This is a genomic window from Sessilibacter corallicola, from assembly GCF_021290925.1.
Classification (GTDB): Bacteria; Pseudomonadota; Gammaproteobacteria; order Pseudomonadales; family Cellvibrionaceae; genus Sessilibacter; species Sessilibacter corallicola.
Genome location: NZ_JAJSLX010000001.1, coordinates 1700116 through 1715343, shown reverse-complemented (window position 1 = coordinate 1715343; position 15228 = coordinate 1700116). Strand labels below are relative to the sequence as shown.

Sequence of the window (15228 nt, the reverse complement as noted above, 5' to 3'; positions counted from 1 at the left end):
AAGGATTCGTCATGACAGTTCGCCTAACCTACAAAGATTTTCCCAGTGAAATTTACAGCAGTTTGCTCCACGTTGAGGGCACGGTTCGCGACAGCGGTTTAGATAAACGCTTGCTCGCATTCATTAAAATTAGAGCATCAATCATTAACGGCTGTGCTTTTTGCATCGATATGCATTGCAAAGAAGCTTTAAAATTGGGCTTAACCACGCAAGAAATTTACGGCTTAAATACTTGGGCCGAAGCGCCCTATTACACCGATCAAGAAAAAGCCGTACTGAATTGGGTCGACACCTTAACTCGGCTCGCCGATCAACAGGTTCCCGATTCGGCGTACGAACAACTGGCTTCATTTTTTGATAAAGCCACCATTGGCAAATTAATTCTCGCGGTTATCGCCATTAACAGTTGGAATCGAATGATCCTTGCCATTGGTACTGAGGCAGGAACTTATCAGGTGGCCTAATTATGTTGGAAATAACTCATTACGATCGACTGAGCGTAGCGAAATTCGGCGGCACCAGTGTCGCCTCAGTCGATGCGATGTTTGCTTGTGCGCACATTATAACGTCGGATCCTTCGATTAAATTGGTGGTTGTCAGTGCTCAATCCGGGATGACCGATCTGTTAACAGAATTGACCTTGTCGGACGATTTGCAGCAAGCTCACGCCGTAATTCTCAAGATCACTCAGCGCCAAACGGATTTTATCAACGGCTGCTCGTTGGAATTTCTGAAACCGAAATTAAATTCAATTATTGATCGCTGGTTGGAGCAATTCCAAACCTTAGTCAATAACAGTGACTTCCCGGTTTCGGATACCCTGCGCCACCGATTACTGGCGCAAGGGGAATATTTATCGTCTGAGTTGATCGGCGAAGTGCTCACCCACAGCCAAATTAAAAATTGCGTGGTCGATGCCAGCCAATTAATTAAAGTTCACAAGCTCGGAGAAGTGGGTGTAAAACCGGACCTCAATCGAATTTCGTTTGCGTGCCGGGCCTATTTATCAAAACTCAGCCACGATTCAATCACCGTCACTCAAGGGTTTATCGGTTCCGACGTTAACACGCAGGAATTTCTCACTCTAGGGCGCGGCGGCAGCGACTTCTCCGCAGCACTTTTAGCGGAAGCCGTGAAAGCCGACGAACTGCAATTGTGGACCGATGTGGAAGGTATTTTCACCGCCGATCCACGCGTGGTTAAATCCGCGCAGTTGTTAGAAACCGTATCGTTTAATCAGGCCAATCGCATGGCAAGGTTTGGCGCTAAGGTGGTTCACCCCGATACCATCGCGCCGGTAATGCGCAACAATATTCCGGTATTAATTGCCGCAACCAAATACCCCAACGGAAATCGAACTTGGGTGAAGCAATACGATACTCAAGATAAAACCGACAATCGAGCGCTGTCGATTACGCGACGAAAATCGCAGGCGTTAATTACCGTTGAGGTGGGTTCGGTTGCTGAAAGAATTGACCCAGATTCGATTTTAAAAAAACTCAGCAACACGCAGCTGTATTCCGATTGGTTAACCTACACCGATAATGTGCTCAACGTAATTGTGAATCAACCGGTGTTGAACAATGCCAATGCTGTAGTCGCCGAGATTGAGCACGAGCTGGCTGATTTAGGAGCGGTTAATGTTGAAACGGATTTGAGTTTAATCAGCATTATTGGTGACGGTTTTTGTAACAACCACCTGTTGATTCAAAAATTATTGGCTTACTTGGCGGATTATCCGGTGCGCAATTTAATGATTGGCACCAGTGATCATCTAATTAATTGGCTGATTCCGGCTGAATTCGAAGAGACAATGATTATTGATGTTCACCGGTTGTTGTTCGAAGATAAAACGCTAAACAATGCGGCGGCGGATTACGATTTATCGGTTGCCAGTTAGTGCTGGTGTTGATGTTCACCTCGAAGCTTGTTATTCACACTGCTTGATTCACAAGCTTCGCAGGCGTTACGCAGTAATATTACGCACCTATAAATTACCAACCCGTGTTACACACCAAGGAATTTAACCCCTAAGATATATAACGCACCGAAGATAATAATAATGGAACCAAAGCGGTAGGGTTTGATGTAACTGTCGGCGTCTTCTTTGCGCTGGTGAACAAAGAGTTTATCCCAAAATCCATACAGCGCAATGGTGCCAATCACACACACTGCTGCGGTAATGTAGGTAAAAAACTGGTGAATGGCGGAATTATTTTTTGCGGTCATTAATAAAACGACAAAAATAAGAACGTTAATCCAACCGCTGATTCGAATAACAACCAGCTTCTTTTGTTCGGTTTCTTCTACACTCATTATTAATCTATCTGTTCTTTTAATCAGAAATGCTTTTGCTGAGAACGGCGTAATAAAAACCGTCGTGACCCGCATTGCGGGGTAATAATTGTCGGCCGTGAGGCTGAGCGATTCCCCAATCCACATCCAGCTCAATTTCTGTTGCATCATCAGTGCTTTCTAAAAAGCGAGCGATGTTGTCGGTATTCTCAACGGGAAAAATCGAGCACGTGGCGTACACCAAACGGCCGCCGGGTTTTAGCTTGCTCCACAACGCGTTGAGAATCGCCAACTGTAAGTCCGCCAAGGCGTCAATCTGATTGGCAACACGCAACTGTTTGATGTCGGGGTGGCGACGAATAACACCGGTCGCCGAGCAAGGCGCATCCAGCAGGATTCGATCAAACTGCACACCCTCGTCACACCATTGCTCAGGCGTAACGGCATCACCGGCAACCAGTTGTACGTTGCTCGAATCCAATTGGCTGATTTTTTCTTGGTAACAAAAGCCAAAGCCGATGCGATTGAGATTCTCTTCCACGCGCACTAAGCGTGAATTGGAAATATCCATGCTTACTAAGGCAAGATCGTCGGCTTTTTCGAGAATATGGCCGGTTTTACCACCGGGAGCACTACAGGTATCCAGCACAGATTGACCGGGTTTTAGGTTCAGTAAATGCGCCGCCAACTGCGCCGCTTCGTCCTGAACGCTAGAGAAACCTTCCGTAAATTTCGGCAAACTTAAAACCGGGGCAGCCTCTGCGAGCAACATACCATCGCTTGAAAACGGTGTGGCCGTAGCCGAAACTCCAGCGGCTTCCAGCTCAGACAAATACGCTTCCCGCGTGGTTTTTGCGGTGTTCACACGCAAGGTAAACGGCGGATGAGCATTGTTGGCTTCGAAGATAGCGTCGGCCTGATCGGGCCAGTGCTTGTTGATGGCTTTAATCAACCAATTAGGATGTGCCAAACGACCTTGATCAGATTCTAGCGCCGCTGCGTTCAAGGTGTCTTTTTCACGCTGATAACGGCGCAGCACTGCATTCACAAGCTTAACCGCCCAGTGTTTTTTCAGCTTTTTAACCGCGTCTACGGTTTCGCTGATGGCGGCATGCTCAGGGATGCGCATATACCCCAACTGATAGAGCCCCAAAAACACCAGAGCTTCGATATCGCCGTCTTTGGCTTTCAGCGGTTTTGCCATCAACTGCAAATAGATTTGCTTGATGCGCGGGTACCAACGCAAGGTGCCAAAACACAGCTCCTGCAACAGCGGTTTCTCTCGATCTGCTACCTGGCTTTGGGCGTTGGGCAGCAATTGCGCGAGCGTCTCTTGATGGCTGTTAAGCCTGGCGATGACCTGTGCCGCCACCAATCGAACTGGACTTGTCATAATTAAGCTACGCGGTTACGAGTTAGCGCTGTTAAAGCACTGACCAACTTGGAATTTATCGCTGTAACCGTTCAGCAAGTCGGCAATCGGCATCGGCTTTTTACCGGGAATTTGCAATCGCTTCAGCAACAAGCCACCGTCTGCGGTAGCCACACAAATGCCCGCTTTGGAAACCTCAACAATTTCACCGGGCTGCTTGCCATCAGCAACAGAAACACACTCGGCGTCAAAGAGCTTGATGCGCTCGCCATTGAGCTGTGAGAAACACACAGGAAACGGATTAAAAGCACGGATTTTTCGCTCGATTATCTCGGCGCTTTCGCTCCATTGAACGTCTAGATCGGGCTTTTCGATTTTATGGGCGTAGTTGGCCAAATCGTGGTTTTGAACCTCTGGCGTCGCTTGGCCAAGGGCAATGTCGTCCAAGGCTTTAATCAACGCAGGCGAACCGATTGCCATCAACTTATCGTGCAAACTGCCGCCGGTTTCATCCGCTGTGATATCGCAGGTAACCACTTCTAGCATCGGGCCGGTATCGAGCCCTTTTTCCATCTGCATAATAGTCACACCGCTTTCGCTGTCACCGGCTTCAACCGCTCGTTGAATCGGCGCCGCACCGCGCCAGCGTGGTAACAGAGAGGCGTGCACGTTCACACAGCCGTACTTGGGCGTCTCTAATACTGGCACGGGAAGAATCAAGCCGTAGGCAACCACCACCATGATATCGGCGTTGAGGCTAGCAAGTTCGTCTCGATCGGCCTGCTCTTTGAAATTCAGCGGCTGATAAACGGGTAATTCGTGTAGTTCAGCTACCTGCTTAACCGCGCTTTTTTGCAGTTTTTTGCCACGCCCGGCCGGTCGGTCTGGCTGAGAATACACGGCGATCACGTTGTGATGGCTGTCGATCAGGGCTTTTAGATGAGTCGCGGCAAAATCAGGCGTGCCTGCAAATACGATATTCAAAGACGGTGTCGTCACGAATTTTTGTTCTCTCGATGGGGGCTTTATTGATGTGAAGTAAGCACTCACGTAAAAGTGAGTGCTTGGTAAGAAATCTGGCTGAAGGAATTACGCCATTACGCTCGTGCGCGATGTTGCTTTTCGAGCTTTTTACGAATGCGGTTGCGCTTCATTGGCGATACATAATCGACAAACAATTTCCCTTTTAGGTGGTCAATTTCATGTTGAATACAAACCGCAAGCAAGCCTTCAGGCTGAATTTCAAACGCTTCGCCGTCACGGTTTAACGCTTTTACCGTGATATGGGCTGGGCGTTCAACGCTTTCGTAGAAACCCGGCACCGACAGACAGCCTTCGTCGTAGCTGTACAACTCTTCATCGTCGGCGTGAATCTCTGGGTTGATAAACACCAGCGGCTCGTTCTGCTCTTCGGAAACATCAATCACAATAATTTGCCGATGAATGTTCACTTGAGTCGCCGCAAGCCCAATTCCAGGCGCGTCATACATAGTTTCGAACATATCGTCGACGATTTTGCGTACACTATCATCGACGTCTTTCACAGGTTCCGCTACCGTACGCAGACGAGGGTCTGGAAACTCTAATACGTTTAACAATGCCATGCTTTCTTGCCGCTACCTTTAATCGTTGGATTCGTTTGGCCGATACCTTTGTGACAAACCTCTAGCAAATACGCAACAACCGCTGCTAACATTATGATCAACCAAAGGTTTTTGCACGCAATCGTATCGATTGCTTAAGCCTGTAATTTCTTTCAATCGAATGGGTTGAACACCAATTACAAGCAAAAATTTACATTAATGGCCCAGTATGGAACTCGGTCATTTTATAAAATAACACAGTCTCTAGCGAGGCTGCTATTTTAGAAACATAGAGTATTTTTTGTAACAAGGGTTGCAACGCGGGCGAATTTTCGACGAAACGTCACAAAAATACGTTTTGAGTCGCCTATATTAACCCGCAGATGCTCGTTTGGCCGAGTACACAGGATTGGATTCTATGAAAAAATTCCTTAAAAGGGCCGTGATTGCGGCTATGACCAGCGCGTTAGTCAGCTTCGGCGCCGCTGCGCAAAATGCCCAACTCAGAGCCGATCATCCGGATGAGTATATCGTTGCCGAAGGCGACACACTTTGGGACATTTCCGATACCTTTTTGCAAAACCCTTGGATGTGGCCCGAAATCTGGCAGGTCAATCCACAAATCAATAACCCGCATTTGATTTACCCAGGCGATGTTATCCGTCTTGTTTATCTCGACGGTCAGCCGCGTTTAACCATCGATCGCCGAACCACGCGCTTGTCGCCATCCACTCGCGATCCTAACGCCGTTAAGCTGTCTCCGGCAGTACGTGTGATTCCGCTGGGTGAGGCCATTCCTGCGATTCCTCTGGATGTGATCGACGCGTTTTTGAACAAAAACCGAGTAGTCAGCAAAAACTTATTTGATTCCGCCCCTTACGTGGTTGGCGGCCAGGAGCAGCGCATTGTGCTCGGCACCGGTGATCGCATTTACGCTCGCGGTGAATTCAATCCCGACATCGCTTCGTACAACATGTACCGCTTAGGCGATGCTTACGTCGATCCATTCACCAAAGAAGTGCTCGGCTATAACTCCTTGGATATCGGCTCCGCCCGTGTAACCGCTTTCCAGGGCGAGATTTCTACCATGTTGGTCAATCGCATGGCCCGTGAAATCAGCATTGGCGACCGATTGCTGCCCAACGAAGAGCGCTCTGTTGAACCCACGTTTTATCCTTCTGCCCCAGAAGACGAAAACTTCGAAGGTGTGATTTTAGAAGTGGATAACGGCGTAACCCACGCCGGTAAATTCAACGTCATCGTGGTCAATCGCGGCATGCGTGAAAACCTTAAAGACGGTGACGTGCTGGCCATTTACAAAAAAGGCGAAATCATTCACGACCGCATCGCGAAGAATTCGGTGCAATTGCCCGAAGAACAAGTCGGTTTAGCCATGGTGTTCAGAACCTTTGAAAAAGTCAGTTACGCGCTGGTTTTAGAAGCTGAGCGTCCAATCAATGCTAACGACAAGCTCTACAGCCCGGTAAGACCATAGCTTAATCGCTCAAGTGTCCGGTGATTAAGTTTCCAGAAATCGCCGGACCACGAAAGCTCCCAAGGCAAACCGCCACTGGTGCTTTCCAACCGAACAAATGCATGCCACGGAGGGCAAATGCACACCACGTTAGAACCACCAAGTCATTGCAGCACACATCAGCTTTACGCCTTAATACTCGAACAACTTGCGCCAAAATCTCCGTCGCGATTGACCAAAACCTTACGGGAACTGGGCGACGCTCAAGCACTGTTGGAAAACCCGTCTGTTCTCTCGCCCTTACTCAAGCCCGAGTCTTTTCCTAGCTATAGAGAATTCTTAGAAACCCCCGAAAGCGCAGCCATTACCAGCCACGCTTTCACCACTTGGGAAGCACTGCAACGGTTAAACACAAGCGTCATCCCACTGGGTAGCCCACAATACCCAACGTTACTGGCGGAGATTCCCGATCCACCCAAACTGCTTTATTGCCAGGGCAACCCTACTGCCCTTCACCTTCCAGCCATTGCCATTGTTGGCGGCAGAAATTGCACCTCGCAAGGCGCAGCCAACGCGCACGATTTTTCCAAACATTTAGCCGCCAGTGGATTTTGTGTAGTCAGTGGTTTAGCGCTTGGCATTGACACACAAGCACACCTGGGGGCGCTCAACGGCGAAGGCGCAACAGTTGCCGTAATGGCCACCGGAATCGACCAAATTTATCCCGCCGCAAACCGAAGGCTTGCCGAAGACATCATCAGCAAAGGCGGCTGCGTAATGACAGAATTTCCACTCGGCGCCAAACCCTTACGTTCCAGTTTTCCAAAACGCAACAGAATTATCAGCGGATTGAGTTTGGGAACACTGGTGGTAGAAGCAAAATTAAAAAGCGGATCACTCATTACCGCCAACACCGCCGTAAAACAAAATCGGGAAGTATTTGCCATTCCCGGCTCCATTCATAATCCAATGGCAAAAGGATGTCATCAATTAATTAAAACCGGCGCTAAATTGGTTGAAAGCAGTCAAGATATTATTGATGAACTCAAAGGCGCGCTTTCAATAAAAGTTGAAGAACTCAATAAACTTCAAATTAATGACACATCAACAAATTTAAACAAAACAGAAACGGAACAAAATAATCATCCTATTTTGGCCGTGATAGAATTTGACAGTATTACCGTCGATGAACTTGCGGAAAAAACCCAGCTGCCTATTGAACAATTGCAAACGGAAATTTTAATGTTGGAGTTGGATGGATTAATTAGCCACATAGACGGTGTGATTGAGAGAAAGTTTTAACGCGCCAATCCTCGGCAGTTAAAAATTTCTCTCATCAGTTTATTCATGCCTAAACTCAATCTTGGCCAAAGCTGGATTAAACAACACTATGTGGTTTTCGTTGAGAAAGTTCCCATGTGTAAGTTAGTGACCATATTAGCCGGTGTCACAGCTGTGGCATCATTACTTTGAGATTGTTGTTTAATTCGCTTACTGTAGGTGAAGGCTCGTGTGGCATCGGCTTGGTTCATAGCATCCAAAATATCCCCACCTGAAATTTTTGGGTTTCTATTGTTGCTATAAACGTAAATATCCAAGTCATGGAGAACATTTAGAGCTTTCGCAGCATCTACGACTGATGTAAATGTTGATTCATAAAGCCGCTTATTTTGTTTGATTAAATCGATATTAGAGAGATCAGACTCTCGCTCGGCATTCAAGTTTTTAATATACACTTCACCCAAGATTTCTCCAGGTGTCATGGTAAATCCCATTCTGGAATGAGTGTAATGCATTAATCCTTGCACCGAGGTAATAATGTCATCTGGGTTTGTACCATCAATACCAAAAAACCAAAGATCGTTATTAATTTCTGCAAACCATTTTTCTGTTTTGGATTCGCCTTTAAAAACGCCAGAAGTTGATTCTGTGTGTAACTGCGGAAAGTTATGTTTCGCTCTCCACACTTCTATCGGATCAAAACACGTTCGCAAAACCAACTTACGCGGAACTTCAATTAACGTCTCATTTTTGATAATGAGATTGGTATTGGTTAATAAATTAGGAAGAAAAGAACCTTCGGCAACCGTAAACCCAGCGCTTCTCATAACGCCATTTACAGCGGTTTTCGCTATATTAAATGTCATACCCCACTCCTGTTGAGATACCTATTGATCATTCAGTGTTTCGGAAGTCTCAGTGCAAACATACATCACCTCACCACGCTGGCGAGCACTAGCAATGGCATAAGTAACGTCGTCGGTTACGATGTCAGATAACTCAGCAGAGTTATCCTCGTATTTATGAACACTCTCAAGAGTCATCAGTGCCATATGGTTACGATGAAAGTAATCGTTCAGCAAATCTAATGCTTGATCACGAGTCTCAGCTGGAACCACAGCAACACCGACGACAAATTCAGAACCATCCATATTGATAGGAGAACGCTCTGACACCGAGGCTTGCTGACAGATTAAATAAACGGACTCATAAGACATATTGGAGTCACCCATTCGAACTGATGTATTTCTTAAAACCCTATAATATTCAAAGAGTTAATTTTCAAATCAAAACTTTAATCAATCTTGTATAAAATAAACTTTTCTCTTCAACCAGATCTGTTAATTCCTATGATAATGATCGTCAAACGAGAAAACATAACCCTTCCTTAGCTTAAATCATCGAAAAATGCAGGCAAGCAGAAATGACTAATTTCCACGGTATACGATAGAACAATTTTTCCTAATAAAGACGAGAATTAATTCATTTATCAGGGAGTAGTTTGATAAAACACAAACAGACAATGGCTCCCTCCTTATAAAGGGAACCAATATAAATCAACATAATTACTCAATAAAACCGATTTGAGAAACCAACGCCATATTGCCTTGATGGCATCCATTAGTTTCATTCGTACCTGCCACACTACTTTCGGTATACCAGATTGCAATCTTACGATCTGCCATTTCTGCAGCAAGCAAGACACTGAACATATTTTTTCCAGTCTCTGTCGTGGCATCAAAACGGAAGTGACGACCAAAATAATTGCAAGTATCTTCAGGTGCGTTATCAATACCAAAATACACAAACGAATTTACATACATATTTTTCGTTGAAGCATTGGCAATAAAAGCGGCATTAGAAGAGATAGACATTAATAATAAAAACAGCATAACTAGGTATTTCACAAAATTCTCCACAACCATTCAAATTGGTTAATATCACTTAGTTCATAAAATGAATAAATTACAAAAAATTCTCAATTCTTTTCACAGATGAGTTTTTAATTCTTTCTTCGGTATACTCAATTTTTTTCCATTGATAGTCAGCACCAGTATGAAAACCGGTATTAAAACTGGATTTTGTATTCCAGAGTTCAAGGAACTTTTGGTCCAAACTTATGGTTCTACGATTACTCTTATAATTTGAAACAGCACTTCTCGGGATAACTTCCGGCCAACGAATATGACAGTATTCAAGCACATCTTTAGTCGGTTGATCATCAAATACATATACGTAACCACACAATGAAATCACATCTTCAATATTTCCTTGTAAATGCTCCAACAAATAATGCACAAAATAACGCAAGCCTCCTCTCGTCAAATAGTGTTCGAATGCATCAGACATAAATCCAGTAGTAAGATTAATTTGACCTCTCGTAAGTCGAATTAACAACAGTTTAATAAACAACTGCTTTTCACTTTCATCCCAACTTCTAAGAAAAGATAATACCCTTACGATATAATCATTATGTAACATTTCGTGGTCCAAATCTTCGTATCTTAATGCTTCAACAAATACTTGAATCACTCTCTTAATGCTCTCTCTATCTCGATATTTACCGATCTCATACTCAGGTAATGAATATTTTAAAAATGAAAATACGGAACAGATTCCCACTACACCGAAATCGTCATCACGATGCATCTGATCTTCACTATAAAGAAAGTAATTTTTTGCTGTTTCAAAATATGCTTCAATATCCTCCACATCAAAAATTGAGCTTTGAACATAAAAATCCCAAAACGCATGCTCATCGAAAATCAGATTTTCTCCAATTCGAATCGAAACTGGAAAGACGCTGCTGTAGTCACCATCTTTCTGTAACCTTTTCTCAGGTTCATTTATAAGGAACTGAATAATGGTTTTTATTGATATTTCGTCGAATGTATCGAAGCATAGATATAAAATCCCATCTTCTAAGGCTGTAACGTATTTAGAGGTATAAACTGACATAAAACTCCAATTCTAGTTAAGTACAAGTCGTTCATAGAGTTTCGTGTGATAAGATCTTCAGTTAATCTCATTGTATTTTTAACAATTTAATAAAGCCTGGTAATTGAACGTGCAACACTGGCAATCCAATTCAAAAATCATACAACTTGCGCAAGCGTTACACCGCGGCGAGTTAATCACTTACCCTACTGAGGCCGTTTGGGGCTTGGGTTGTGATCCGTTTAATGAGCAATCGGTTTTTAAAATTCTGCACCTCAAACAAAGACCTTATAAAAAAGGTGTTATTTTAGTTGCGGCCAGTATTGAGCAATTATCGCCATTTTTGAAAGGTCTTTCTAATAACCATTTGCAAGCCTTAGAACAGTCTTGGCCAGGGCCAAACACTTGGGTGATTCCTCACAACGGTACGGCGCCACCGTGGATTCGCGGCGAACACAACTCCCTTGCGGTACGGGTGAGCGCCCATCCCATCGTAAAAGCGATATGCGAGCTTTACGGCGGGCCGATTGTGTCTACTTCTGCCAACCCTGGTGGTTTACCAGCAGCAAAAACCATGATTCAAGTGCGGAAATATTTTCCTGGTGAACCCTTGGCTTATGCGCCCGGCAACGTTGGCCCGCAATCGCAGCCAACACAAATTCGCAATTTGCTTAATGGTGCGGTGTTGCGTCCGGCTTGATTTATCTCAGTAATGCCATAACCTTCCCTGATACACTGCGCGCAAGTTAAAGTGACTGGACTCATATTGTCAGTCGCTCATATCGAATGCGTATTAAAACGTAATGCTAAGAGGCAATTAAAATGAGCTCCGTGGATAAAGCCGCTGTTAAAGCCTATTTACTCAAAGTACAAGATGAAATCTGTGCTGCTTTGGAAAAGGTGGATGGTCAATCTCAATTTGTGGAAGAAAATTGGGAGCGCGAAGAAGGCGGCGGTGGCCGAACGCGGGTTATGGCTAACGGTGGCGTTATCGAAAAAGGCGGCGTTAATTTTTCTCACGTAACGGGTGCAAAAATGCCAGCCTCAGCAACAGCGCATCGCCCCGAGTTAGCCGGTCGTAATTTTGAAGCTATGGGTGTATCACTAGTTATCCATCCCAAAAACCCGTTTGCCCCAACCAGCCACGCAAACGTACGTTTCTTTATTGCTGAAAAAGAAGGTGAAGAACCGGTTTGGTGGTTTGGCGGTGGTTACGATTTAACGCCGTATTATGGTTACGATGAAGACTGTATTTATTGGCACCAAACCGCAAAAAATGCCTGTGAGCCATTCGGTGATGATGTATACCCACGTTTTAAAAAATGGTGCGACGAATACTTTTATTTAAAACACCGCAATGAACCACGCGGTATTGGCGGTTTATTTTTCGATGATCTAAACGAATGGGGTTTCGAAAAATCGTTCGCGTTTATGCAGTCGGTTGGTAACAGCTACGCAGAAGCCATTTGCCCAATTTTAGAAAAACGCAAAAACACACCTTATGAAGAAAAACACGTTGAATTCCAACAGTATCGCCGCGGCCGTTATGTGGAGTTTAATTTAGTGTTTGATAGAGGCACTTTGTTCGGTTTACAAACCGGCGGTCGTACCGAATCCATTTTAATGTCGCTTCCACCGCAGGTTCGCTGGGGTTATAACTATGCACCTGAATCCGGAACCGAAGAAGCGAAATTAACCGAATACTTCCTTAAAGATCGCGACTGGGTTTAATAAGCTGCCATCTTTTTTTGATGGAATTTATTTTTGTTTCCTATCTGTCTAATCCATCATTACTAGCCCGGCTTTGCCGGGCTTTTTTTACGTAATATTTAATTTACTACTAATCCAGATGCTAAAAACTCCTCTCGCCATTCATTAAGATTACGCTTTTGCAGCTGTATTAGTTTAGGTGGAGTTACTGCATTAGTAGACTCTGAACTATCTAATTCACTCAGGATAATCAACACCAGCTCTGTTTCTTGATCATAATCCAACACTCTCCAACGAGTATTTATTATACTGAAATCACCCAAAGAAAAATTAAAATCTCCTTGCCTCGAAAAAGCCACAGGATTATCGTTATTGTCTAATGACGACGCTTCTTCGGAAACCTGAAAACAAGGGGTATTATTTTCTAAACAGTCATTGTTTATTCCATTAACTTCCCTTAAATTTCCGTTTGTATCAAATAAAAAACCTGAAATATTCTCTATACTTAAAAGCCCATCTTCCCGGAAGTTTTCTGGTGATCGTTTCCCATTAATTCGAAGCCAAAACGGCGCAGACTCTGAGGAAATTTCTGGCAAAACCAATTCATCGTTAAATAATACCGATGATTGTTCATCAACCTGTGCAAATTCAACGGTTCCAAGAAGCTCCAAAAACCCGTTAAATTCTTCCCTTACGTAACCAAAATAACGATTATCTAATTCGAATATTGGATGTATCGTATAAGATTCTCGAAGTGGCACATCCAAAACTATTGCATCAGTATCTTGGATTGACCATTCGTAGACAGGTCCACCGTTGTCCCCCTCACTAGAGAACCCGTCGCCAAATAGCGTGTATATTTCCGGGAGAACTACATTTCCTCTATCGAGTCCCCGTCTATCAAAATCTATAATATTTCTCGAAGGTAAAGCCCAAGGCCGATCAATTAAATCTTCCGAAAGGATTAGTCCTCTATTATCAGTGATCGCGGAAGTGATTAAAACTCGATTTTCCCTTATAGAATGGGTAACTGGAGAGAATTGATCAAAAGATCCTCCCGCTTGGCTAACAGCGAATCCAATGTTGTTCTCCACTTCTCGCTCAACAACCAATTGCCACCGATCTTCAGTGACAAATACCACGTTATAATCAGTTCTCAAATCTGTACTTCTCACCTGAATCAAATCTTGAGGAACTTCAAGGTTTGCAAAAAAATCGACAACATCTTGATCAAAACCAAAGTCCTCAATTAATCTATTTCTTGGAACAACCACACGTCCTGGTTCTTGAGCAGAATCGAATTCCATAGTGAACTGAGAATCAGATACCCTCCATCCAAATCTACGAATCCATTGTAGTCCTTCGTTGTATCGATGATGGAATTCTCCGCGCCCGTTAAAACCAATATCGGCTACATCGGCAACTACATAAGGTAATTCACCAGATAAGAAAGGTTGAGTAATAACAGATATCCCCGGTAGTTCCTTAACAATAAACGAACTCGAGATTCCACTTTCAGCCATAACTATAGGTTTTAACTCTTCTATTGAAACAATAATTGCTTCGGCTGATTGAGTTGAAAGTGACTCCAGATCCAATTGCTCAATTACATTTGTAATTTCAAATAACGGATTCAAATCTAATCGAGAGAAAACGGTTGTTAATCGATTCGCATTAAAGTCAATTGACTCCTCTATTGTAAATCGATAAAGCGCAGCAAGTTTAATAATATCTTCAGCAAGAAGTGAATTTTCACTATCGATTAGCTCATCAAACGTCTCAGGTAATCCATTTGAAATCGAATAGAGGTATTTCGCCGTTGAAACAGGAGACAAGTTAAGTCTTGGAAATTCGTCCGAAGTTAGTTCGTTATCTTCTCCAGCCAAATTAATGAGATCATCAACGACGCCCAATACCGACACGAGCTCATTTAACGTTGGTGTATCATCAGAATTTTCCTGGACTCTAAGCATTATTAAATCATCAGGAAGCTGGCTGAGTATATCAACCGGTATATCAATCGAAAAATTACCAGTAAAATTATCTGGCTTGAAATTTTGAAAGAATTCAAACCCTTCCAGCTGTCCGCCAACAATCTCTAAAGAGACTACATACTCATCGAACTCAACACCGTAAATATTTCCAGATAAAACAAGACTTTCTGTATCCACCACTTCAACAACTGTTGTTAATCTTGTTTGGTTCGTACCGTCGTCAGCAATAATTGTAACGTTATTAACACTTCCGACATCTGCAGGTTGTGGCAACCCAGAAATTATTAACAGCTCAGGATCAAACTCCGCCCAGGAAGGTAAATTTTCGATTTCTACTAAAATATCATCTTCATCTTCATCTACAATCAAAATATTAATAGTAAATTCATTAAATTCTCTAGCGACTGTGTCACTCAACTCTACATTTACGATGGGTGCAGCATTTTCCCGATTATTTGTTATTCTATCATTTTCTCGATTGGAATTAGAGCCGCCACAAGCAATAATGAAAACGGGAAAAATTAACACTAAAAACTTCATGCTAAATAATGAAAGATTATTTTTTATTTCCATGTAAATTCT

Annotated in this window: 15 protein-coding genes; 6 read left to right on the top strand and 9 right to left on the bottom strand. The window is 43.7% G+C overall.

The features are described 5' to 3' along the window. Nucleotides 1-11 precede the first annotated feature (11 nt). Both LU361_RS07215 and LU361_RS07210 read left to right on the top strand, forming a co-directional pair. Nucleotides 12-464: a carboxymuconolactone decarboxylase family protein gene (locus tag LU361_RS07215; protein WP_233088147.1), complete on the top strand. Its 453-nt coding sequence runs from the start codon at nt 12-14 to the stop codon at nt 462-464. A gap of 2 nt (nt 465-466) precedes the next feature. Then, a complete protein-coding gene (locus LU361_RS07210; RefSeq protein ID WP_233088146.1) occupies nt 467-1900 on the top strand; it encodes an aspartate kinase in 1434 nt (477 codons plus the stop codon). Between the two features lie 107 nt (nt 1901-2007). Here the strand turns inward: LU361_RS07210 and LU361_RS07205 are convergent, their stop codons facing one another. From LU361_RS07205 to def, 4 genes are all read right to left on the bottom strand, one after another. Next, entirely contained in the window at nt 2008-2316 is a 309-nt protein-coding gene (locus tag LU361_RS07205) for a hypothetical protein (protein WP_233088145.1), read from the bottom strand. A 19-nt stretch (nt 2317-2335) separates the two neighbouring features. Further along, entirely contained in the window at nt 2336-3688 is a 1353-nt protein-coding gene (rsmB, locus tag LU361_RS07200) for a 16S rRNA (cytosine(967)-C(5))-methyltransferase RsmB (RefSeq protein WP_233088144.1), read from the bottom strand. 15 nt (nt 3689-3703) lie between these two features. Next, nucleotides 3704-4666, bottom strand: coding sequence for a methionyl-tRNA formyltransferase (gene fmt / locus LU361_RS07195; protein ID WP_233088143.1), 963 nt, complete (start codon nt 4664-4666; stop codon nt 3704-3706). Nucleotides 4667-4764: 98 nt separating this feature from the next. Next, nucleotides 4765-5271: a peptide deformylase gene (def, locus tag LU361_RS07190; RefSeq protein WP_233088142.1), complete on the bottom strand. Its 507-nt coding sequence runs from the start codon at nt 5269-5271 to the stop codon at nt 4765-4767. Nucleotides 5272-5668: 397 nt separating this feature from the next. Between def and LU361_RS07185 the strand changes: the two genes are divergently transcribed. Both LU361_RS07185 and dprA read left to right on the top strand, forming a co-directional pair. Further along, nucleotides 5669-6745: a LysM peptidoglycan-binding domain-containing protein gene (locus tag LU361_RS07185; RefSeq protein ID WP_233088141.1), complete on the top strand. Its 1077-nt coding sequence runs from the start codon at nt 5669-5671 to the stop codon at nt 6743-6745. A gap of 117 nt (nt 6746-6862) precedes the next feature. Continuing rightward, on the top strand, nt 6863-8026 hold the full coding sequence (gene dprA, locus LU361_RS07180; RefSeq protein WP_233088140.1) for a DNA-processing protein DprA: 1164 nt from the start codon (nt 6863-6865) through the stop codon (nt 8024-8026). Nucleotides 8027-8112: 86 nt separating this feature from the next. Here the strand turns inward: dprA and LU361_RS07175 are convergent, their stop codons facing one another. From LU361_RS07175 to LU361_RS07160, 4 genes are all read right to left on the bottom strand, one after another. Further along, nucleotides 8113-8871 (bottom strand): hypothetical protein, encoded by a 759-nt coding sequence (locus LU361_RS07175; protein WP_233088139.1) that lies wholly within the window; start codon nt 8869-8871, stop codon nt 8113-8115. 21 nt (nt 8872-8892) lie between these two features. Beyond that, on the bottom strand, nt 8893-9222 hold the full coding sequence (locus LU361_RS07170; protein ID WP_233088138.1) for a hypothetical protein: 330 nt from the start codon (nt 9220-9222) through the stop codon (nt 8893-8895). A gap of 348 nt (nt 9223-9570) precedes the next feature. Then, nucleotides 9571-9912 carry a hypothetical protein gene (locus LU361_RS07165; RefSeq protein ID WP_233088137.1) on the bottom strand — a complete coding sequence of 114 codons (342 nt, stop codon included), beginning with the start codon at nt 9910-9912 and terminating at the stop codon, nt 9571-9573. A 58-nt stretch (nt 9913-9970) separates the two neighbouring features. After that, on the bottom strand, nt 9971-10963 hold the full coding sequence (locus LU361_RS07160) for a hypothetical protein (RefSeq protein ID WP_233088136.1): 993 nt from the start codon (nt 10961-10963) through the stop codon (nt 9971-9973). A 109-nt stretch (nt 10964-11072) separates the two neighbouring features. Between LU361_RS07160 and tsaC the strand changes: the two genes are divergently transcribed. Next, nucleotides 11073-11642, top strand: a complete 570-nt coding sequence (tsaC, locus tag LU361_RS07155) for an L-threonylcarbamoyladenylate synthase type 1 TsaC (RefSeq protein ID WP_233088135.1) — start codon at nt 11073-11075, stop codon at nt 11640-11642. A 122-nt stretch (nt 11643-11764) separates the two neighbouring features. Then, entirely contained in the window at nt 11765-12673 is a 909-nt protein-coding gene (hemF, locus tag LU361_RS07150) for an oxygen-dependent coproporphyrinogen oxidase (RefSeq protein WP_233088134.1), read from the top strand. A gap of 98 nt (nt 12674-12771) precedes the next feature. On the opposite strand, the gene LU361_RS07145 is transcribed toward hemF, so the two are convergent. Continuing rightward, nucleotides 12772-15219, bottom strand: coding sequence for a hypothetical protein (locus LU361_RS07145; protein WP_233088133.1), 2448 nt, complete (start codon nt 15217-15219; stop codon nt 12772-12774). Nucleotides 15220-15228 lie beyond the last annotated feature (9 nt).

Excerpts from the sequence above, each read along its gene's own strand:
- hemF (WP_233088134.1), top strand. The coding sequence starts at position 11,765 with ATGAGCTCCGTGGATAAAGCCGCTGTTAAAGCCTATTTACTCAAAGTA.
- LU361_RS07145 (WP_233088133.1), bottom strand. The coding sequence starts at position 15,219 with ATGGAAATAAAAAATAATCTTTCATTATTTAGCATGAAGTTTTTAGTG.
- rsmB (WP_233088144.1), bottom strand. The coding sequence starts at position 3,688 with ATGACAAGTCCAGTTCGATTGGTGGCGGCACAGGTCATCGCCAGGCTT.
- LU361_RS07160 (WP_233088136.1), bottom strand. The coding sequence starts at position 10,963 with ATGTCAGTTTATACCTCTAAATACGTTACAGCCTTAGAAGATGGGATT.
- def (WP_233088142.1), bottom strand. The coding sequence starts at position 5,271 with ATGGCATTGTTAAACGTATTAGAGTTTCCAGACCCTCGTCTGCGTACG.
- LU361_RS07215 (WP_233088147.1), top strand. The coding sequence starts at position 12 with ATGACAGTTCGCCTAACCTACAAAGATTTTCCCAGTGAAATTTACAGC.
- LU361_RS07185 (WP_233088141.1), top strand. The coding sequence starts at position 5,669 with ATGAAAAAATTCCTTAAAAGGGCCGTGATTGCGGCTATGACCAGCGCG.
- LU361_RS07210 (WP_233088146.1), top strand. The coding sequence starts at position 467 with ATGTTGGAAATAACTCATTACGATCGACTGAGCGTAGCGAAATTCGGC.
- LU361_RS07205 (WP_233088145.1), bottom strand. The coding sequence starts at position 2,316 with ATGAGTGTAGAAGAAACCGAACAAAAGAAGCTGGTTGTTATTCGAATC.
- LU361_RS07175 (WP_233088139.1), bottom strand. The coding sequence starts at position 8,871 with ATGACATTTAATATAGCGAAAACCGCTGTAAATGGCGTTATGAGAAGC.
- LU361_RS07170 (WP_233088138.1), bottom strand. The coding sequence starts at position 9,222 with ATGTCTTATGAGTCCGTTTATTTAATCTGTCAGCAAGCCTCGGTGTCA.
- dprA (WP_233088140.1), top strand. The coding sequence starts at position 6,863 with ATGCACACCACGTTAGAACCACCAAGTCATTGCAGCACACATCAGCTT.